At 62.1% G+C, this 19255-nt stretch carries 19 protein-coding genes; 12 read left to right on the forward strand and 7 right to left on the reverse strand.

Features of this window, described 5'->3' with window-relative positions; all coding sequences use genetic code 11:
* Positions 1–61: 61 nt before the first annotated feature.
* The gene (gene ispG / locus KGJ62_09595; protein MDE2126829.1) at positions 62–1318 is read right to left on the reverse strand and encodes a (E)-4-hydroxy-3-methylbut-2-enyl-diphosphate synthase; all 1257 of its coding nucleotides are present in this window, start codon (positions 1316–1318) and stop codon (positions 62–64) included.
* Between the two features lie 205 nt (positions 1319–1523).
* Between ispG and KGJ62_09600 the strand changes: the two genes are divergently transcribed.
* The 4 genes from KGJ62_09600 to KGJ62_09615 are packed head-to-tail and all read left to right on the forward strand — an operon-like array spanning position 1524 to position 5325.
* Entirely contained in the window at positions 1524–2363 is an 840-nt protein-coding gene (locus tag KGJ62_09600; GenBank protein ID MDE2126830.1) for a sulfite exporter TauE/SafE family protein, read from the forward strand.
* 3 nt (positions 2364–2366) lie between these two features.
* Entirely contained in the window at positions 2367–2816 is a 450-nt protein-coding gene (locus KGJ62_09605) for a DUF1634 domain-containing protein (GenBank protein ID MDE2126831.1), read from the forward strand.
* A 14-nt stretch (positions 2817–2830) separates the two neighbouring features.
* Positions 2831–4300 (forward strand): beta-mannanase, encoded by a 1470-nt coding sequence (locus KGJ62_09610; GenBank protein MDE2126832.1) that lies wholly within the window; start codon positions 2831–2833, stop codon positions 4298–4300.
* Positions 4297–5325 (forward strand): exo-alpha-sialidase, encoded by a 1029-nt coding sequence (locus tag KGJ62_09615; protein MDE2126833.1) that lies wholly within the window; start codon positions 4297–4299, stop codon positions 5323–5325. Before KGJ62_09610 ends, KGJ62_09615 begins: the two co-directional genes overlap by 4 nt.
* A 296-nt stretch (positions 5326–5621) precedes the next feature.
* On the opposite strand, the gene KGJ62_09620 is transcribed toward KGJ62_09615, so the two are convergent.
* The 3 genes from KGJ62_09620 to lnt all read right to left on the reverse strand — a co-directional run bounded on the left by KGJ62_09620 (position 5622) and on the right by lnt (position 8341).
* Positions 5622–6125, reverse strand: a complete 504-nt coding sequence (locus KGJ62_09620) for a nuclear transport factor 2 family protein (GenBank protein MDE2126834.1) — start codon at positions 6123–6125, stop codon at positions 5622–5624.
* 69 nt (positions 6126–6194) lie between these two features.
* Positions 6195–6929: an alpha/beta fold hydrolase gene (locus KGJ62_09625; protein ID MDE2126835.1), complete on the reverse strand. Its 735-nt coding sequence runs from the start codon at positions 6927–6929 to the stop codon at positions 6195–6197.
* Positions 6926–8341 carry an apolipoprotein N-acyltransferase gene (lnt, locus tag KGJ62_09630; GenBank protein MDE2126836.1) on the reverse strand — a complete coding sequence of 472 codons (1416 nt, stop codon included), beginning with the start codon at positions 8339–8341 and terminating at the stop codon, positions 6926–6928. The genes KGJ62_09625 and lnt overlap by 4 nt, the downstream gene beginning before the upstream one ends.
* Before the next feature lie 298 nt (positions 8342–8639).
* Here lnt and KGJ62_09635 point away from each other — a divergent pair, with 298 nt between their 5' ends.
* The 6 genes from KGJ62_09635 to KGJ62_09660 are packed head-to-tail and all read left to right on the forward strand — an operon-like array spanning position 8640 to position 12497.
* The gene (locus KGJ62_09635; protein ID MDE2126837.1) at positions 8640–9002 is read left to right on the forward strand and encodes a hypothetical protein; all 363 of its coding nucleotides are present in this window, start codon (positions 8640–8642) and stop codon (positions 9000–9002) included.
* Positions 8995–10143 carry a ThiF family adenylyltransferase gene (locus KGJ62_09640; GenBank protein ID MDE2126838.1) on the forward strand — a complete coding sequence of 383 codons (1149 nt, stop codon included), beginning with the start codon at positions 8995–8997 and terminating at the stop codon, positions 10141–10143. Before KGJ62_09635 ends, KGJ62_09640 begins: the two co-directional genes overlap by 8 nt.
* Positions 10144–10149: 6 nt before the next feature.
* Positions 10150–10407 (forward strand): hypothetical protein, encoded by a 258-nt coding sequence (locus KGJ62_09645; protein MDE2126839.1) that lies wholly within the window; start codon positions 10150–10152, stop codon positions 10405–10407.
* A 13-nt stretch (positions 10408–10420) separates the two neighbouring features.
* Positions 10421–10978 carry a hypothetical protein gene (locus KGJ62_09650; protein MDE2126840.1) on the forward strand — a complete coding sequence of 186 codons (558 nt, stop codon included), beginning with the start codon at positions 10421–10423 and terminating at the stop codon, positions 10976–10978.
* Positions 10975–11577, forward strand: coding sequence for a Mov34/MPN/PAD-1 family protein (locus tag KGJ62_09655; protein MDE2126841.1), 603 nt, complete (start codon positions 10975–10977; stop codon positions 11575–11577). Before KGJ62_09650 ends, KGJ62_09655 begins: the two co-directional genes overlap by 4 nt.
* Positions 11574–12497: a hypothetical protein gene (locus KGJ62_09660; protein MDE2126842.1), complete on the forward strand. Its 924-nt coding sequence runs from the start codon at positions 11574–11576 to the stop codon at positions 12495–12497. Before KGJ62_09655 ends, KGJ62_09660 begins: the two co-directional genes overlap by 4 nt.
* A 19-nt stretch (positions 12498–12516) precedes the next feature.
* Here the strand turns inward: KGJ62_09660 and KGJ62_09665 are convergent, their stop codons facing one another.
* Complete coding sequence (locus KGJ62_09665) at positions 12517–13206, reverse strand: SDR family oxidoreductase (GenBank protein MDE2126843.1); 690 nt, start codon at positions 13204–13206, stop codon at positions 12517–12519.
* Between the two features lie 77 nt (positions 13207–13283).
* A complete protein-coding gene (locus KGJ62_09670) occupies positions 13284–15128 on the reverse strand; it encodes a thioredoxin family protein (protein ID MDE2126844.1) in 1845 nt (614 codons plus the stop codon).
* A gap of 240 nt (positions 15129–15368) precedes the next feature.
* Between KGJ62_09670 and KGJ62_09675 the strand changes: the two genes are divergently transcribed.
* The gene (locus KGJ62_09675; GenBank protein ID MDE2126845.1) at positions 15369–16034 is read left to right on the forward strand and encodes a haloacid dehalogenase; all 666 of its coding nucleotides are present in this window, start codon (positions 15369–15371) and stop codon (positions 16032–16034) included.
* A gap of 226 nt (positions 16035–16260) precedes the next feature.
* Positions 16261–17019 carry a glycosyltransferase family 2 protein gene (locus tag KGJ62_09680; protein MDE2126846.1) on the forward strand — a complete coding sequence of 253 codons (759 nt, stop codon included), beginning with the start codon at positions 16261–16263 and terminating at the stop codon, positions 17017–17019.
* Here the strand turns inward: KGJ62_09680 and KGJ62_09685 are convergent.
* Complete coding sequence (locus KGJ62_09685; GenBank protein MDE2126847.1) at positions 17016–19190, reverse strand: DPP IV N-terminal domain-containing protein; 2175 nt, start codon at positions 19188–19190, stop codon at positions 17016–17018. The two genes, KGJ62_09680 and KGJ62_09685, sit on opposite strands and share 4 nt — an antisense overlap.
* Positions 19191–19255 lie beyond the last annotated feature (65 nt).

Consider the following 19255-nt stretch of genomic DNA (forward strand, 5'->3'; position numbering starts at 1 on the left):
GCGATGAATACGGTTGCCGGCCAGAACCATCTCGGTGGCAGTCCGGCGCCGGATCGGAGTTCTATCGTACCGGCAGCGCCACCGTGATGCGATCATGGAACTTCTGCGGCGGCTCCGGCGGCGTCCAACCTTCCGGAGGATCGTACCACTTGCCGTCCGCCTGAATAAGCGCAATCAATTCGGTAACGCCCTGCTCTTGCGGAATGCCCGACTTGACCTCATCGTGCCCACGATAGAGCGATATCTTTCCGCCCGCCTTGCCAACATAGCCGTAGTCGGCGTCCGCCATTTCGCCGGGACCGTTCACAATGCAGCCCATCACCGCAACATTGAGGCCGGCCAGGTGGCCGGTTGCCGCCTTGACCTGGGCAAGTACCGTGGGCAGATCGAACTTCGTCCGCCCGCACGATGGGCAGGCGATGAACTCGGTCTTGGTCCGCCGAAGTCCAAGCGCCTGCAAAATGTCGTAACAGACCGGGAGTTCGTTGATCGGATCCTCGGCCAGAGATACGCGGATGGTGTCGCCGAGGCCCTCGGAGAGCAGCGTGGCGATCCCCGCAGTGCTCTTGATGCGGGCGTACTGTCCGTCACCCGCCTCCGTCACGCCAAGGTGCAGAGGGTAGTCCATACCCTCGTCCGCCATCCGGGCCGCCATCAACCGGTTTGCCTGCTGCATGATGGCAACCCGTGATGCCTTCAACGAGATCACCAGCTCGCGGAAGTTGTGCCTTTCACAGATGCGCACGTACTCCAGCGCGCTCTCAACCATGCCTTCCGGCGTATCGCCATAGATCACCATCAGCCGCTCGGCCAATGAGCCATGGTTGACGCCGATGCGCATCGCGGCGCCGTTATCGCGGCAGGCCTCGATGACAGGAACCAGCGATTGCTCGATGGCCTGCAGTTCGTCATCGATCTCTACCTGGCTGTACTCCTCGGTGCGCTGCACGCGCTTGCGGAATACGAACAGCCCGGGGTTGATCCGCACCTTCTGTACGTATCGGGCAACCTCAACGGCGATATCGCTGCCCTGGTGGTGCACATCGGCCACAAGCGGCACCTCCTGGTACCGCTCCTTCAACAAGCTCTGGATTCTGGCCAGGCATTTCGCCTCGGCCATGTTCGGGGTGGTAACGCGCACAATTTCGGCGCCCGCCCGATGCATGGCGATAATCTGCTCGACAGCGGCGGAGACGTTGTGCGTCTCCTCGGTGATCATCGACTGCACCACAACCGGCCAGCTACCGCCGATGTGCACGCCGCCGACCTTTACGGCCCGGGTGACGCGACGCGGATAACTGACGGCAGGCAGAGACATATCGGCAAACTCCGAGCCGGTTAAGCTTTGGACGATTATACCCGCGGCGCACCGGACCATTCCCGCGGCTATTGTGTTCGGCGCCGCTTCGCGTCTATAATAGATAAGACGGATTTTGTGATGGACGCGCTATTGCGCACCGGACGCGGCCCCAGGGATAACTGCCCGCCGGCAGCGCGCGACCATCGGAAGAGGATCGGCTGGCCTGAATATCCTGACCTTCACCTTGCTTCTGCTTGTCGGCTCGTTTGCCGCCGGCCTGCTCGGCGCTATCACCGGTCTGGGCGGAGGCGTGGTACTGGTGCCGCTGCTCGCACTGGTCTTCCACGTCAACATCCGCATTGCCATCGGTGCTTCACTGATCTCGGTCATCGCGACCTCCTCCGGGGCTGCCGCAGCGTATGTCAAGGAGGGCTTTTCCAACATTCGCATCGGAATGTTTCTGGAGATCGCCACGACTATCGGCGCGATAGTCGGCGCGGGACTTGCAACCATTGTGGCTCCGGGAACGATCGCCATCATTTTCGGTCTCGTGCTTGTCTATTCCGCGTTTCTCTCATTTCGCACCAAGCACGACCATATCTACACCGACCAGCCGGACGCGCTGGCGACGCGGCTCAAACTGGATTCCAGCTATCCGGATCAAAACGGCGTGCAGTTGAAGTACAACGTCCACAACGTTCCCGCCGGCTTTGGCCTGATGTGGGGCGCTGGCGTACTCTCCGGCCTTCTGGGAATCGGTTCCGGCGCCGTCAAGGTATTGGCTATGGACCACATGATGCGCATTCCGTTCAAGGTCTCCACCACAACCAGCAACTTCATGATCGGTGTCACTGCCGCCGCCAGCGCCGGTATCTACCTCAGCCGCGGCTACATCCACCCGGCGCTCGCGATGCCGGTGATGCTGGGGGTGCTTGCCGGCGCACTGATCGGCGCCAAAATCCTGGTGCACGTGCCGGTCAGACCCCTTCGCATGGTGTTCAGCATGGTGATATTCGCCCTGGCAGTAGAGATGATTTACAACGGCGTGACGGGCAAGATATAGAGAATGGTTGAACCCCCGCCAAACCTGAGTGACGGCCACGCTGCGGCCGCAGCCGAGCCGGATGAGTGGACCGACTACGGTATCGAACAGATCATCGGCAACCTCCTTCGCGCCGGTGTGCTGCTTGCCGCCGGAGTTCTGTTGGTAGGCGCGGTGATGTACCTGGTGCACCACGGTCTCCAAAGTCCCGAGAAGTATTATTTCGCAAAGAAGTTTCAGCCTCCGCCTCACGCGCTGCGTACCGTGGCCGGCGTCATCGGCGCGGCCTTTCACGGAAGCGCGCGCGGCATCATGCAGTTGGGCCTCTTGCTGCTGATCGCCACACCGATCGCGCGCGTTATGTTTTCCGTTTACGCATTTGCTCGCGAGCGCGATCGCATGTACGTGGTGATGACGCTCATTGTCCTCTCTATACTCCTGTTCAGCCTCTTCTCGGGCAAGGGCGGCGGGTAGACCAGGCCGGTTAGGTGCTTGCGCCAAAGCGAGTTGCCACGGCCGCCGTTCTATGGTTTGCCCTGGGCAGCGCGGCTCCCAGAGCAGCGGTGGCGCAAAAGATCCGGAACATCCACCTGGAGGCCGAGAGCGGACGTCTGACCGACGTGGTTGTGGCAGCCAGCGTACCGGGCTACTCCGGCGCTGGGTATGTAACCGGCTTCACCGCCGCAGACGCGCACGTCACGCTTCCGTTTGCTGCCCGTGCCGGCGCCTACCGCCTTACTATTCGATACGCAACTCCGTTTGGCCCTAAGGGCTTCGCGGTATCGGTTAACGGCCACACCATTAACGGCATGTTTGCGGCAACGGGGCCGCATTTCGCCACCGTCGACGCCGGTGAGGTGCTCCTCAAAAACGGTGCGAATACGATCGAGGTGGATCGTGGTTGGGGCTACTTCGACGTAGATGCACTGGATCTTGCGCCGGCGCCCGCGCCCACCAGATTGCTTCCGCCGACAGATCGGTTGGCCGATGCACACGCCTCGGCGGCGGCGAGACGCCTCATGCGCTATCTGGTGAGCCAGTACGGACGCCGTACCCTGTCCGGACAGTACGACACGACCGACATTGCCGCTATCCATCGCACGACCGGCGAGACGCCGGCCATCTTCGGCGATGACCTCATGGACTACTCGCCATCGCGGTTGGCGCACGGCAGCAAACCGCAGGGCACGGTTACCGGCGACATTGCAGCCGCCCGCGCCGGCCAGATTATCACGCTGAGCTGGCACTGGAACGCACCGTCGGGTCTCTTGGACCGGATGGGCAAGGATGCTGCCGGCCAGCCCATTGATGAACGATGGTACAAGGGGTTCAATACCAACGCCACGACTTTCAACCTCGCTGAGGCGCTGTCTCATCCGGAATCGCGTGATTACCGCCTGCTTGTACGCGATATCGACGCCATTGCCGCCCACCTGCGCAAGCTCGCCGCAGCCGGTGTGCCCGTGCTGTGGCGTCCGCTTCATGAGGCCGAGGGCGGTTGGTTCTGGTGGGGCGCGCACGGTCCCGAGGCGTTCAAACAGCTCTGGCGCCTCATGTTTCGGCGCTTTACCACCGTCGATCATCTCCACAATCTGATCTGGGTCTACACCGCGGGTTCGAACATGGCGTGGTACCCCGGTGACGCCTATGTGGATGTAGTGGGAATCGATGCATATCCACAGGATGCATGGGACCCGCTCTCGGGAGAGTGGACCGCCGAAGTGAAGCAGTTCGGCGGCCGAAAGCTCCTGGCCCTCTCGGAGTTTGGTGGCGCTCCAAACCTCGCCACGATGTGGCAGCTCGGAGTGCGGTGGAGTTACTTTGTGAGTTGGAGCGGCACTACGCGCGACCTGGCTCCGGCCGCACTGCGGGCCACGTATCTGAACCCGCGCATCCTGAACGCCGCAACGCTGCCGGCGCACATTGCCGCGTCCTTGACCGGCGCGCGGACACCATGAACGTGACTGGCGAACAAAACCTCACGATTGAGCGCATCGCCGGGCCAGAAACGGACGAACAGGCATATAAGCATCCCGCCACGATTGCCGAGCTGCAGAATGGCGACCTCTTGGCTGCGTGGTACGGCGGCGCGGCCGAATATGCCGTGAATACATCGGTGTTCATTAGTCGCCGGAATGCTGGTGAAACGGTCTGGTCAGCACCCGCAATCGCCGCTCACGACCCGTTCCGGTCGGCCGGCAACGGAGTTATCTGGCAGCAGCCGGGCGGGCCGGTGTGGCTGTTCTACGTGGTCCGCTGGGGCGCAACATGGTCCACGTCGCGGATACAGGCAAAGGTTTCGCATGATGGCGCCCGATCCTGGAGCGACAGCTTTGTGGTATCCGACGTGCCGGGCACCCTGGTGCGCGGACGCCCGCTCCAGTTGGCCAACGGCAGTATCTTGCTCCCAATATATCGCGAAACAGGCGATGATATCGAAATGGTGCCGCCGGAGAGCTGCTCCTGTTTTCTGATCCGTGCGCCTCATTCGTCGGACTGGTCTCCCGCTGGCGAAATTCACTCACGGAAAGGCAATATCCAGCCGGCGGTAGTCCAACTGCAAGATGGCAGGCTGTTGGCCTGGTGCAGACGGGCCGGCGGGTACGGCCACGTTACGGACGGATATATCGTGGCCTCCCAGTCGCTGGATAGCGGCGCCACCTGGAGCGCCGGGCTCGATACGACGTTTCCAAACCCCAATGCGGCTGTGGACCTGCTGCGCTTGACCTCCGGCCGGCTCCTGCTGGTATTCAACGACAGCATGAACGAGCGTACGCCTCTCACCGCCGCGATCTCCGCGGATGACGGCACGACCTGGCCGTTCCGGCGCAACATTGCCACCGGACCGTACGACTATGCGTATCCGTACGCCATCCAGGGCCGCGCCGGTGCGGTGCACCTCATCTACACATCACACTCCCGAACCGTGGTCAACCACGCAACGTTTAGCGAGTCGTGGGTCATGCAGGCGCCGCCGGTCTAGGTAGGCGCCGCATCGGCGCACTCTTTGCCGACCTACCATATATCGGTTATGAGGGCGTCACGGCCGGCATCTCTGCGTCGGCATTAGCGCGATGGCTACGTCCGCCCAGCGCGCGGCAGACGCCTTCGCACCGCGGGACAGAAATAACACCCGCACGCTGAAGGGGAATGCGTTCAACGTCCAGCCGGGAATGCCGGCGAGGACTGCACTCGGCCGGCTCGCGTAAGCGCCCGCAGTTGCATCAGAGCCTCGGAACGCGGCCCGGCGTCAACCGATTCACGGCCCAACGGCAGGCGCTAGTTACCCTTGTGAGGCGCGCCGTGCTGCACGTTGACACCAGCATGGTCCACAGCGGTGGACTGCAGCATCCAGCCGCCGCCACCTTTCTGCCAGGTATCGTGCGATACTGCCGTGAGTACAAAGGTTGCCGCCTTGCCGGTTGCGCTTCTCTGCGACGCGACCATCACACCGGAGACGGTTGCCACGGCCCTGGATTTTGCTACGTTGAGTTGCGTGATGGTCCGCTTCCACGACACCACCTTCAACGCATGCGCTTCATGACTGAGCATCGCCAGCACCTGCTTGCGGGATTGTGGCGCCGCCTTCCCCTGCGTGAACTCGTAACCCGGTACCATGATCTTACCGAGCGCGCCAATATTGCCCTGAATAAAATCACGCGACATGGCGGCGTACCGGGCATTCAGTGCGCTCAGCACTGACGTGTCACGCTTCGGCGGCACGCGCTTCGGTGGAATCGGCGTCACGAGTGCGGCGGCCAAACAGGCAAATTGCAGGAACATGGGGCATTCCCTCCTTACCGAGTGTGATGATATTGTATCCGCAAACGCGACGGGCGGTCAGGCGTCGCTTTAAAGCCTGTCGAGCCAGGCGCCGACCAGACCGCGCGCCCGGTCCGGCGCATCCATGTGCGCGGCATCCACAGTGGCGTACTCTGCATAGGGCCCGGCGAGTTCGCACAGCTCTTTCAGCCGATCCGGTTCAACGATCACGTCGCGCAAGGCGGCAATGAAGAGAGTCGGAAGCTGCTTCAGGTTGGCCGCAGCCAGGGCCCGGGCGCGTATCTGCGGATAGAGCTCCGCGGATGACGCTCCGTTCACATAGGCCGATCTCTGCGCCAGCATCGCGCTGCCGACCGGACTGGAGAAGCTGCGCTCGGGCTCGGCGCTGACGCATAAGGCGATCACACCCCGCAGCGGCGGCTCTGCGGGTTGCGGGGCGGCCATCTCCTCGGCCGCCACCTGAATAGCCACGGCGCCACCCATCGAGTGACCGACGATAACGACGCCGCCGGCGGCGGAGTTGCGTCGCAGCCAGTGCACCGCGTCCTTCAGGTTGGCGTCCGCGGTGAGCATGCTCTCCAGCTCCCCGGTGGTGCCACCAAGTTTGTGGCCGGCGAAGTCGAACGTGAGCACCGGATAGCCGTGATGGGCCAGGTAGTTCGCCAGTCCATCCACACTGTATTTGCCGGCGGTGTAGCCATGCGCAATCGCCACGGCCAGATCACGCCGGTTCCCCTCCGGCTGGTAGTACGCCGCTGCAATATGGTGCGAGCGACCCGGAATATGCAGAGCGTCGAGCTTCATATGTTTCTCCGGCGCCGGGACGCGGCGGCGAACAGCAGCGCTGCACAGAGCAGCGCACAGAGCAGCACAAACCAGTTGCCAAATCGTGTGTAGATCGTCTTTCCCTGCTGCAGCGTGGCCCGGTCTTCAATCCAGCCTGGCGCACCCACTGGCGCACGGCGCACGATACGTCCATCGCAGTCTACGATGCAGGTTACACCGGTGGAGGTGGCGCGCGCAATCCATCTGCGGTTCTCCACGGCGCGAAGCACGACGGCGCTTACATGCTGCCACATCGCCGCTCTGCTCTGGAACCACGCGTCGTTACTCTGGGTGATCAGCATCGTGGCGCCCTGCTGCGTCATTCGGCGAGCGTACCGTGGGTACATCGACTCGTAGCAGATGAACGGGCCAACCTCCACGGGTCCCGCAGGTAGCATGATCGACATCGGTTTCTGCGCCGCGCCGGGCGTCACGTCGTGCTGGAAAAACCTGAACGAGTTGGAGAGCCACGGTGGAAAAAGCCGGCGGTAGGGAATGTACTCACCAAACGGCACCAACTGCATCTTGTTATAGCGCTCAACCGGTGCATGGTATGGCTGGAATGTGACTGCGCCATTGGAGCTCTTAAGGGTAAGCGGATTCTGGATTCGAGCTCCAACGCACAGTGCGGCGTCGCTTTCGTCCGCAAGGTTTTGAAACCAGCGACGCATATCGGCGTTGTACACCGGGTCATCCGGGGCGGCCGATTCTCCCCAAAGAATGAGCGCCGGGCGTACCCGCGCCGATGCAGCCTGCTGCGTCAGGTGCGAGATCAATTGGAGTTGTGCGTCCACGGTCGGGGTCGTGTCGCCAACCTGTGGCGGCCCCTGCATAACGGCTACCACCATGCTCCGGCCGTGCTCCGCCACTTGCATTCTCGCCAGACCATACAGGCTTAGCACAACAGCCGCTGCCGCAGCCATCCACGCATGGCGCCATGCGCTGCGGCGGCTGCGATACAACCAGCCAACCACCAGAGCCGTATTGAAGCAGACGATGAGAAACGAGATGCCGTAAGCGCCGGTGAAATCTGCAATCTGTATCAGCGGCAGAAACCGGAACTGGGAGTAGCTGAGCTGCGCCCAGGGCATCGTGAGGGCGCCTTGCGCCCGCAGCCACTCCATGACCACCCACATGCCGGCCAGCGTCAGGATTCGGCGGCCACCGGTGAGCCGCTGCGCGGCAAACCAGGCCGCGCCTGCCCACGCGGAATAGTACACGGCCTCGATTGCCGTTAGACCAAGCCAGGCAAACCAGCCGATCCATGAGTGCGACCATGTGGTAATGGTAACGCCCGTCCAGTACCAGACGGCGCCAAGATAGAGGAATGCAAACAGATAGCCTCGTCCGGCGGCGCGCCACACGGTTGGCGCCTCCGTTATAGCCGCCACAAGCGGCGCCAGCGCCAGCCATGCCACTGGCCAAAGCCCCAGCGGCGGCATAGCCGACCAAAGGAGCAGCGCAGAGGCTGGTGCGCCAAACCGATGCAACCACGCTGGTAGAGCCTGCGCCTGGTTGGGCTGTGTTCCGCTGGTGGCTATTCTTAACTCCCCAACGGTCCGGCGCGATGCGAAATGCTGGTAACTGCCAAACCTCAGCCGGCGATCAGCCGTTCTCGAAGCGGCTCTGCCGTATAATACCCGCAGCCAGGCGACGGTAATCCGGAACCGGTGCGCCGGGCGCTGGCATATGCCCTACCCGATCATGGAGATCTTACGCCGCCTCATGCCGCGACGCCGGCGATCAACACGCATCGCCTTCGAGGAAGTCGGCGAGGCGTCGTCGATCCATATGGCGGAGCCACCGGCGATAGACGGAGATTCCGAGCCGATCATCGTGGAGTGGCTGCCGCTGCCGGGCGCAGCGGTTTGCGCGGTAACGCGCGAACCGCTGAAACCCGGCGAGAGCGCAATGCGCTGTGCCGCGTGCGGGATGCTGTTCTCGGTAGATGGGTGGGCCTTCCTGGAGCGGAATGCCGGCGGCTGCTGCTGCGGATGCGGCGCCAACCAGCGGGCTGAACCGTGTACGATGGGTAGCCGCAACGATGCCTGAACGCACGGACTTGTACCATCGACAGCGGCGAATCCCAGGCTGGCGACAGGCGCGCCTTGCCGGTGCCCGCGTTCTGGTAGCAGGAGCCGGCGCTACCGGAAACGAAGTGCTGCGACTGCTGGCTCGTTCCGGCGTGGGGCACATCGCCGTTGTTGATTTTGATCAGGTTGAGCGCTCGAACCTGTCACGGACATCGCTCTTCGACGAATGCGACGTTGGCGCCAACAAGGCCAAAGCAGCCGTGGCGGCATTGCTCAAAATCCATCCGGAACTGTTGGCGACAGCCTTCGCTGGCCGGTTGCAGACATCCGTGGGCGCCGGTACGCTTCGCGCCATGGATATCGCTGTGGGCTGCCTGGATAGCGTGGAGGCGCGGCTTGCTCTGAATCGCATGTGCCGGGCAGCCGGAACGCCGTGGGTCGACGTGGGAATAGAGGCCGATGCGGCGGCGGTAACTCTTTTTGGTGGCCGGAGTGGCGCGTGTTACGAGTGCGAAATGACGGAGGAGATGTGGCAAGCGCGGAGCCGACGCCACTCGTGTACCGGCGCACCGGTGCGTGCCGCCGATGCTCCTGCCGGCGTCTCTATTACAATGGCAGCCCTGGCCGGAGCAATTGCAGCACATGAAGTCCTGTGGATGCTGATGACACCACGCGCAAAGCAGGCAGCGCGCTGTGGGCGACGGATTATGGTAAGCGCCAACGGATGGCATATGGATACCACCAAACCGGCACAGAATCCACAGTGCAATGCCCATGAATTGGCAGCTCCCATCGCGGCCACACCGCCCGGTGCCCAGGAATGGACAACTGCCGAGTTGCTGACTTTTTTTGGCTGCCCCGATGGTTCGGTGGAGTTGCCCCATGACGCCCTGATGGGCTGGCGGTGTACGGAATGTGGCTACCTGCGGACTGAGATTGGCGCGTTGGAAGCAATTCGACCTTCCAGGCTGAAGTGCCGATGCGGCTCACGCCAGCTTCAGCTTGACGTATCCAGCACCATCGAGAGCGGCGAGCCGGAGGCTGATATCGCACTACATCGGCTCGGCGTGCCGGAGGGAGGGCTTTTACGTCTACGCTGCGGCCGGCGCAGGTTTTATGCCGAGCTCGGTGGCCCGTTTCAGTTCGGTACGGAGGGCTGACCAACTATGGCGGAGCGAACCGTTTCGATAACGCTGCAGACCGCGGATCGCACCCGCATGGCGCGTCTGACCGTGCCGCGTGACATGCGCGTTTCCGACGTGATCAAAACGGCTCTGCGGCGCTGGTCGCTGCGATTGGGCGTTCACTACCAGGTAGCGAACCTCACCACCGGCAGACAGCTTCTCGGGCAAGACCGCCTGGATGGCGAGCTGGTTAACGACAACGACGTTCTGGTACTGCAGCCGATGCCCACCCACGGGTAACATCTGTAGTGATATGCTCTCCGCACGTGAACGCCGGCTGCGCAACGACTACATCAGCGTAGTGAGGCTGGCGCGCGCCAGCCGCGGGAGTTTGATTGTAGAGAGCACGCGCGGCAACCCGCCGCACGAGTACGTGCTGGCCTACCAGTGTCGCGGCATTGAGCGTTTGGAGCGCGAGCGCCCGATATACCGCTTGCACCACCGCGTTCACGTGCGACTACCGGCGCGGTACCCGGCTCCATCCGGCGCACCACACGTTCGGATGATGACGCCACTTTTCCATCCGCATGTCTATCCAAACTCGGATGTGTGCATGGGCGGATGGCAAACTACCGAGTTTCTCGATGACTTTGTGCTGCGCATCGGCGCCCTGCTCCAGTACGACCGGCGATATCTGAACGTCCTGGATCCCGCGAATGAGACGGCTGTTGCCTGGGCGCATCACAATCTGGCGCTGCTTCCAACCGACATTCAGATGTTTGGTGCGGGGCCGGCGCCACCGGAAGCCACGGATGACGCGCCACAAGAGGCGGTCCGCGGCGACACGGTATTCTGGATGGAATCGACTTGATAGCCCATCGGGAAGGCGACATTGAATGGCAGGAAGCGGATGACGCATACCGACCAAGGCACACAGAGACGCGCCGGGTGCTGGAAGGCTTGCTCGGCGCCGGGGCGCTACGGTTCCGACCGGGCCGCGATGTGGTGGTGCTGCAGCACGCGGCATGGATCGATCTCCGACGGCATCTGGCAGCCAAGCTGCAGGTTGAGCAGGGCGGGCTCCTGATCGGTCGGGCATTTTCAGATTCGCTGCATGGCGGCTGGCTGGTGGTGGTAGATGAAGCGCTGCCGGCCGAGGAAGCCGAGGAGACGCTGGTCTCGGTGGAGTGGACGCCGAAATCGTGGGAGAAGATGCTCCCGCGCTTGAAGACAATGACTGCCGAAACCACCATCGTAGGCAGCTACCATTCGCATCCGGGACATGGGGTCTATCTTTCCGAACTGGACCTCGAGACGCAGCGTGGACTCTTCCCGGAACCGTGGCAAATTGCGCTGGTGGTAGACCCGGTTCGCGATGAGGGCGGCGTGTTTCTGGGTGAGCAGGGCAAGCGGTGCCCGGACTGGTGCGTAGCCTGCCGGCCCGACACGAAGGCGGAGAAGAGCAGATGATACGACAACCGGCGAAGCGCTGGCTGTTGGGAGCGGTCGGGCTTGCCGCGGCGGCAGGCCAGTTTGGCTGTGCACGGATGCCGCCGGGCAGCAGCTCGCTCTCCGGCGTGCAGTTGAGGGTCACGGTAACATACGCAGGGCCGATGAGCAGCGCAAACTACTACTTCTTCTTGCTGAACGACGCGAAGAACGTCGCGCAGCTAACCGCTCCTGGACCGGTACCGGTGGTGGGCCCACCGCCGGCCAGCGGACTGCCGAGTAACGGATTTGCCACCGAGTCCGGTTCCGATACCAACGGCAAGGCGCTGGGAGGATTCACCGATCTCGTGCTCTTTACCAATCCGGCGAATCAGTTTGGACCGTCGCAGAGCAGCATCGCCCTCTATCACGTACCCAACCAGCAGTCGGCCGACTCACCTCCACAGAGCTTCCAGCCAAATGGCCTGCCGATCGCCTTTACCCCACCGGGATCGAATCAGGATAGCGCCGGTGTCGGCTCGCCCTATACGCTTCAGTTCACCATCGACCTGGCTCAGTTGATTCTGGATGACACCGGCCGCCCCCTGGCCGACGCAGCGCAGGCCGATGCGGCCGCCAGGAGCATCCAGTTTCTGCAGCTCAATCTGATCAGCACCAACCTGGTGGCTACCGACCTGGCGACGCAGGTCAACAAACAGACCGACTCAATGGGAAATACCTCCGATGGCCGTGGCGCCTTCCTCACGATTCCAATCTCGGTCAACGGCGCCATACAGCCGGCGACATACAGCGACACGATGAACGGCGGGGTTTCGCAGTTCGGCCAGCAGATTGCCGAACCAGAAGGCGACGTGTTTGTGTTTCAGCCCAATGGCAGCCAGGTTGATCCCTCGCTGGATATGCTGCACTGGACGGTTGAGGTGCTCAACAACAAACCGTAGCTGCACCAGGAGTGATGCCTCAGGCTGCCGTCCATCCACCGTCGATGGTCAAAGCCTGGCCGGTCATATATGCCGATGCCGGCGAGCATAAGAAGACGATCGCTGGGCCCAGCTCCGATGGCTGGCCCCACCTTCCGACCGGTATCTTCTGGAGAAACGCCCGGTAGGCATCGGGATCATCCATTAGCGGACGGTTCATTGGAGTTTCGAACGGGCCCGGGCAGAGACAGTTCACCGTAACTCCGTGCGGCGCGCCCTCCAGAGCCAACGCACGGGTAAGGCCCAAGAGCGCAGCCTTGGCGCTGGCGTATGCCGCACGGCCGGGTATTGCAACAAAGCTCATGATGGAGCCGAGCATGACGATCCGGCCCCACCCGCGTTCGATCATGCCTGGCAGCGCCGCCTGAGAGCAGAGAAACGAACCGGTAACACTCGTATTGAGCACGCCTGCCCAATCCTCCGCGGTCACGTCAGCGGTGGCCTTCCGCACGTTGGAGCCGGCATTGTTCACCAGGATGTCGACCGCTCCGAAACCATCGGTAACGACGCGTATCAGGTCATGCACCGAGTCGGCGAGAGTCACATCGGCCTCAAATGCGGCTGCTCGCCCGCCGCAGCTGGAAATCTCTGCTATCGCGTCACCGGATTCATCCAAATGGCGGCTGCATATAGCCACAGACGCTCCAGCCTGGGCAAGAGCAACAGCCATCGCCCGGCCCAGACCCTTGGTACCGCCAGTGACGAGGGCTGTCCGGCCCGTAAGGTCAAACGCTTTGTAGAGCGTGTTCAAGCAGCGGGCACCAGGTGAATAACGGTCGGGAGTCCGGCGATTCCAAATGTTTTGAGGAAAGGCTTCGTATAAGGGCTGCTGAAATCCTCCAGGTGAAACCGCATTGCAACAAAGTTGCGCGTCGCGGTGGCTACCTGCGCGTTGTGGAACGTTTTCTCGTCGAGCTCCTTGCACGCAGCACACCAACTCGCTGAAAAGTCGATGAGTACCTCCTGATGGTGGGCACGCGCCTGCTGCAGCATCCTCTGCATCGCCGCGTAATCGGCCGGAGCTTGAAATCGCACTTCGCTGCCGGTGGGCGGGGCAGCCGGCCGTACAAAGAATGCCAAAGTTCCGGCCGCCATCACCAGGCCCGCGCCGCGCTTGAACACGCGGTACCCACGAGACGCGTTTCCGGCCTTGTCGAGAATGGCCAACCAGAGGCCCCCGGCGACGCCGAAGGTAATAAAGAGCGTGCGGTAGAGCCCAACCGGCAGCAAGCCCTGCAGATAGTAGATCGCCATGCCGAACAGCAGCAGTCCAAAGATGTGCTTTACCGATACCATCCACTCGCCGGCGCGTGGCAGCGCCTTTACCAGCCCAAAACCGAGCAGCAGGTACGGCAGCGCCAGGCCGGCGCCGAGGGTAAAGAAGGTGACCACCCCAAGTCCCACGCTGTGGCTGCTGGACACCACCTGGATCAGAGCGACGACGATCGGCCCGATACACGGGGCCGCAACAACACCCACCATCAGGCCCATCAATCCAGCGCCCACGTAACCGCTTCGCGACTGAGCCTTGCCCCGCAGAAATGATGGCAACTGCAGTTCCCAGATCGGCGTGCCATTACGCCGGTCGAACATTGAAAGGCCGAGGCCAAACATCAGGACGGCAAACGCAAGAAGGACCCAGGAATTGCTCAGTTGGGAGCCGAAGACCTTGCCGAAAAGAGCTGCCACCAGGCCGAGGGCTGTGTACATCACCGCAATGCCGAGCGCGTAACAGACCGACAATCCGCCGGTCCGCATGCCCGACGCTGCCTGTCGGCCGAAGTAGCCGATCGTGATGGGAATGATCGGATAGACGCATGGAGTGAGATTGAGCGCAAGGCCGAGCAGGAAGATGAGGCTGAGCGCCACTGCAAAGTTACCAGCGCCACCGCGGGTCAGCAGCGCGGCAACATATCCGGCCTTTCCCTGCTGCGACCCCCCATGGCGCAACCACGATATGAAATCTGCCGGCGCAAGAAACTGCGTGATTTTGGTTGTGCGAAAGCCCGGGACCGAGAGCGAATCGCTCCCGGTCTGGACTCCTTTCTGTGACTGCGCGAGGATCAGATATCCATCGTAGATGCCTGCATGCCGGCGCGCCTTTTTCGCCTTTGAGTGTGCCTTTGCGGGTGCCGTAAGAGCGACATGCAGATCCAGATCCGACGGCGGGTAGCAGGTCACATCGTTGCAGCCCTGATACTTCAACTCGAAAGGAATCTGCCCCTTGAGCGGTCGTGACGCCACCGCAAGCACCTTTATCGTCACCGAACCCTCATATACGGGCAGAATGTCGCCAGCGATATGCGCTATCTGCCCCTTGGGGTAGATCACCTTTTTAACGCTCAGGCCGTTGACGTGGCCCATCACCACCTCGGTGGCGATGTAGCCCGCCTTGGGCGGATTCGCCTGAATGTGGTACGGCTTGTCGACACGAACGTGCACGAGCACCGTGAACGGCTTGCCGGGCAGAACATGCGTGGCCGATGCCGAAGCGTGGACAAATTGCGGTGCCTGTGCAAGAGCGGCTGCAGCCGACGTCGTACCGATTGCCAAGGCCGCGAGGAGAAACGCACCGGTTTTGAGTTGCCTCATTGGCAGCCTACCTCCCTCCGGAGTCCATGGGATTATTGCTGAATTGCAGTATACCGCTGCAGGTGGAAGAGCGGGTGGACGATGAGCACCGCGCCCCCGGCGCCACGCCCAGCCCGCCCCTGCTAACCAATACGAGTGCTGGCTGCGCATTGTTCTGCCACAGCGATGGCGGCCCCACGTCATCCCAAAGGTACAGTATCATGCAACCGTACCGCCCGGAAAGCGAGGAGACGTTGTGACATGAGCGAGTCCATCGACGTTCAGTTGGAGAGCATCTGTGCCGGCCTCCGCGACCAACTGGCCGCAACGAATGGCGCTCGCGAGGCGGCGCTGCGCGTGTGCCGAACCACCATTCAGGGAGCGGCGCGATCCATTCGAGCGGCTCATCGAGGGGATATGGAGCGCGCGACCGCACAGTTGGAAGATTGCTCGCGGGCGTTTGATGAAGCGAAGCGAAAACTGGCCGGGCAGCCGCAGCTACTGCATGCCGGTTATATGCACGACGCCGAAAAGGAGGTGGCGGAGGCCGCGCTGTTTTTGGCGATTGTCGGTGGTAAGCCGCTGCCGGGCGCTGACGACCTGGGCGCCGATCCTGCGGCGTGGCTCCGCGGCCTTGCCGAGGCTGCAAGCGAGTGCCGGCGTTACGCGCTGGACCGGCTTCGCGATGGCGAACTTGACACGGCTGACGCCACGTTGGATGTGATGGAAGCCGTATATTCGATGTTGATCACCTTCGACTTTCCTGATGCCATTACCGGCGGCCTGCGGGCGACAACCGACCAGTTTCGTGCGGTGCTGGAGCGCACGCGTGGAGACGTGACGTTGGCCGTGGTGCAGCGTCGACTGGAGCAAGCCGTGCGAGAGATGCATGCTCTGGCGTTGCCGGAGCATGCAGCGGGAGACTGACGTGACGTGATTGTGCCACGAGCGATACAATTTCGGTTGTACCACGATCGACCAATCCGAAGTCGGCTTGGCGCCGCCGGCGCTTCCGCAATCGTCGGTCGACGCCGAGACCTGCGATGTGCACACGACTGCCTGGCCGGCGCTCGCGATGAGGCGTACCGGCCGGTGCCGGGTTTTGCCCAGGCGCTGCGGCAGTGGTGGAACCCGTTGACTATGCTCACAACCGATGAGTAACGCAACCCAGGACGAGGGTAAAGCTGCAGCGGTGGCCGGCGCAACGGCAACGCTGGAATCGCCGGAGCTCTCAGTACTGTTACCGATTTACAACGAACGTGAGAGCGCTCTCGCACTTATCGAGAGGGTCTGTGCCGTTCCGCTCCATCTGGAACTGATCATTGTGGACGATGGTTCCAATGATGGCACAACGGACCTGCTTAGAAACACGGTAGAGGGAAGGCGCGAGAATGTGCGGGTTTACTACCACACTGAGAACCGCGGCAAAGGCGCTGCGATACGGACTGCCATACCGCACGCACGCTCGCCAATCACGATTATCCAGGACGGTGATATGGAGTACTGGCCGGAAGACTTCCCAGCGATCATCAACGCATTCGCCGTAACCGGGTCGAGCGTCGTCTACGGTTCTCGCTTCCTGAATGGGTGGCCGCGGATGGCGCTCGCAAATCGCCTCATCAACCGCCTGCTGCCCTGGATGGTACGCGTTCTGTACGGGGCCCGGATCACGGATGAGGCAACCTGCTACAAGGCATTCCGGACTGCGCTGCTGCAAACGATACCTCTGCGGTGCCGCCGGTTTGAGTTCTGTCCGGAGGTAACTGCGCGGGTTCTGCGGCGTGGATTCAGCATTGTCGAAACGCCGATCCGGTACGAGGCCCGCTCCGTGGCGCAGGGCAAGAAAATCCGCTGGACCGATGGCGTTCAGGCCATCTGGACGCTGGTGCGCTGGCGATTTGGTCCGCCCTAAGCGCCGAGAAGAGTACGCTCGATGAACCGCGTCATCAACGCATAAAGGTGCATGCTCATTCCCTCGATGCCGTGGTGTTTGCCCGGATAGAACATGGTTTCAAAAGGTTTGCCGGCCCTTTGCAGCGCCGCGGCAAGACATGCCGTGTTTTGAAAGTGCACATTGTCATCGGCCATTCCGTGGATCAGCAGGAACTCGCCGGCAAGCTTCTCGGCGAGTGGCATGCACGCCGTTGTCTCGTAGCCGTCCGGATTCTCATCGGGTACCTTCATATACCGCTCCGTGTAGATGGAGTCGTACAGCTTCCAATCCGTCACCGGCGCCACGGCAATCGAGCATCTGAAGGTCCCGCTGCCACGCAGAATACACTGCGAAGCCATATAGCCGCCGTAGCTCCATCCCCAAATGCCTATTCTGCCTCCATCCACAAACGGCTGCTCCGCCAGCCATTGCGCCGCCGCTATCTGATCGATCACTTCGAAGTGGCCGAGACGGCCGGCGACCACCTTCATAAACTCGCGCCCGCGCCCACCGGAACCGCGGCCATCCACCAGAACCGAGATAATGCCCTTCTGCGCCAGCATCTGCTCAAATCCCGCCCCACCGCCCCACGCATCCATCACCACCTGCGAGCCGGGACCGCCATATGTGTGCATCAGCACAGGGTAGCGACGGCCCGGATCGAAATCGGCCGGCTGCAGTATCACCGCGTTCAGGGTGATGCCGTCCCTCGTTGGAATCGCGAGAAATCGCCACTGTGCCGGCCGAAATCCGCGAATCGCGGGAGGACTGTTCTGCTTGAGTACAGCCAACTCTTCTCCATTCGAACGGTGAAGACGCTCCATAGGCGGCTGCTTCCGACTGGAGTGGGCGCCGATGTAGTGCTCGCAATTTGGTGCAAAGAGTGCGGAGTGCACGCCCGCGCCTTCGCTAATCCGCCACATATCACCGTGCTTCAGTGGTATGCAGTAGATTTGCCGCTCCATCGGCGAGGGTGACGCTGCCAGAATCCACGCGCGCTTTTCGGTGGCATCTACCGCCAGCACGCGCACAACGTCCCAATCGCCTCCCGTGAGCCATCGTTCCCGCTTCCCGCTAAGGCTGCGCAGCGAGAGATGCTGGTACCCTGCTCGCTCGGAGAGCCACAGAAACCGGTTGGAGTCGCCCACGAACGTGATCTGGCCATGGCCCTCCACCCACGCATCGTCGCGCTCTACAATCACGCGCTCCGGGTGCATCCGGCCGGATCGTACCCGGAACAGCTCATACCGAGACTGGCGGCGCGGCACCCGTGAGAGGAGAAGAGAGCCATCTGGTGCGTATTGGAGGTGCGTCACGTAGTACTCTGCATCTCGCGACTCGGGCACCCACCGTGTTTTAGGCACGCTCTTATGTCGGCCACGTGGTACCGAGACGACGCCGATGCGCATTAGCGGATTTGGGTCGCCTGCCTTTGGATAGAGCATCCGCACCGGCTCAAGGAGGCGGCTTTCGTAGTCCGTGATGCCGATCTCGGGCACGGCCGATTCATCAACGCTCCAATAGGCGATGCTGCGCGAGTCCGGAGACCATATCCAGCCGTCGACAAGGCCGAGCTCTTCTTCAACCACCCAGCCAAACCGTCCATTGTAGCGGCGAGTGGTGGCCGTATCCGTGAGTTGCTGCTCCGACCCGGTGGCGAGATTGAGCACCCAAATCTCGTCGCGCTTCACATAGCCGATCCGGGAACCATCGGGCGACCACTTCACATTCCGCTTCCTTGTCCGGGTCTCGCCAACGGCTGTCAACCGGCCGGTAGCGAGCGTATACACCCACAGGCATTCCGAGCCCGGTTCGACGGCATGCGCGCGCGGCGGATCGCAAAAAAGGATCGCCGATTCGTCTGGTGACCAGATGTAACCGCTTATCGTGAGCGGCTGCTCTGCGGCTGGGTCTGTTTTGCCCGGTACGTTCAGTGCTTCCGGTGCGATCAGGACCTCAGCGGCGCGCTTCTCCACGTCGTAAACCCAGACTGTCTGAACGGTTGAACCCGGAGCGGCATCCAGGTAACTAAACTTTGCGCCGCCGGAGATCCAGCAGGGCGATTTGATCGTAGCGGTATCGAAGCGCCGCTTGAGGAAGAGATCTTCCAGGGTGAGGAGAGTGGCTCGGCGGGGCGTTGTAGACTTCATAATGGTAAATGATTCCGTAGGAGCGCGGTCAACTCCTGCGAAGGATCTGCGCACAGCAAACTGGG

The sequence above is a fragment of the Armatimonadota bacterium genome (assembly GCA_028871815.1).
Taxonomy (GTDB): Bacteria; Armatimonadota; Chthonomonadetes; order Chthonomonadales; family Chthonomonadaceae; genus REEB205.

Coding starts and splice junctions, on each gene's coding strand:
- ispG (MDE2126829.1), bottom strand. CDS start 1,318: ATGTCTCTGCCTGCCGTCAGTTATCCGCGTCGCGTCACCCGGGCCGTA.
- KGJ62_09645 (MDE2126839.1), top strand. CDS start 10,150: ATGGCGGAGCGAACCGTTTCGATAACGCTGCAGACCGCGGATCGCACC.
- KGJ62_09670 (MDE2126844.1), bottom strand. CDS start 15,128: ATGAGGCAACTCAAAACCGGTGCGTTTCTCCTCGCGGCCTTGGCAATC.
- KGJ62_09640 (MDE2126838.1), top strand. CDS start 8,995: ATGCCTGAACGCACGGACTTGTACCATCGACAGCGGCGAATCCCAGGC.
- KGJ62_09665 (MDE2126843.1), bottom strand. CDS start 13,206: ATGGCTGTTGCTCTTGCCCAGGCTGGAGCGTCTGTGGCTATATGCAGC.
- KGJ62_09660 (MDE2126842.1), top strand. CDS start 11,574: ATGATACGACAACCGGCGAAGCGCTGGCTGTTGGGAGCGGTCGGGCTT.
- KGJ62_09620 (MDE2126834.1), bottom strand. CDS start 6,125: ATGTTCCTGCAATTTGCCTGTTTGGCCGCCGCACTCGTGACGCCGATT.
- KGJ62_09650 (MDE2126840.1), top strand. CDS start 10,421: ATGCTCTCCGCACGTGAACGCCGGCTGCGCAACGACTACATCAGCGTA.
- KGJ62_09605 (MDE2126831.1), top strand. CDS start 2,367: ATGGTTGAACCCCCGCCAAACCTGAGTGACGGCCACGCTGCGGCCGCA.
- KGJ62_09685 (MDE2126847.1), bottom strand. CDS start 19,190: ATGAAGTCTACAACGCCCCGCCGAGCCACTCTCCTCACCCTGGAAGAT.
- KGJ62_09680 (MDE2126846.1), top strand. CDS start 16,261: ATGAGTAACGCAACCCAGGACGAGGGTAAAGCTGCAGCGGTGGCCGGC.
- KGJ62_09675 (MDE2126845.1), top strand. CDS start 15,369: ATGAGCGAGTCCATCGACGTTCAGTTGGAGAGCATCTGTGCCGGCCTC.
- KGJ62_09635 (MDE2126837.1), top strand. CDS start 8,640: ATGCCCTACCCGATCATGGAGATCTTACGCCGCCTCATGCCGCGACGC.
- KGJ62_09615 (MDE2126833.1), top strand. CDS start 4,297: ATGAACGTGACTGGCGAACAAAACCTCACGATTGAGCGCATCGCCGGG.
- KGJ62_09625 (MDE2126835.1), bottom strand. CDS start 6,929: ATGAAGCTCGACGCTCTGCATATTCCGGGTCGCTCGCACCATATTGCA.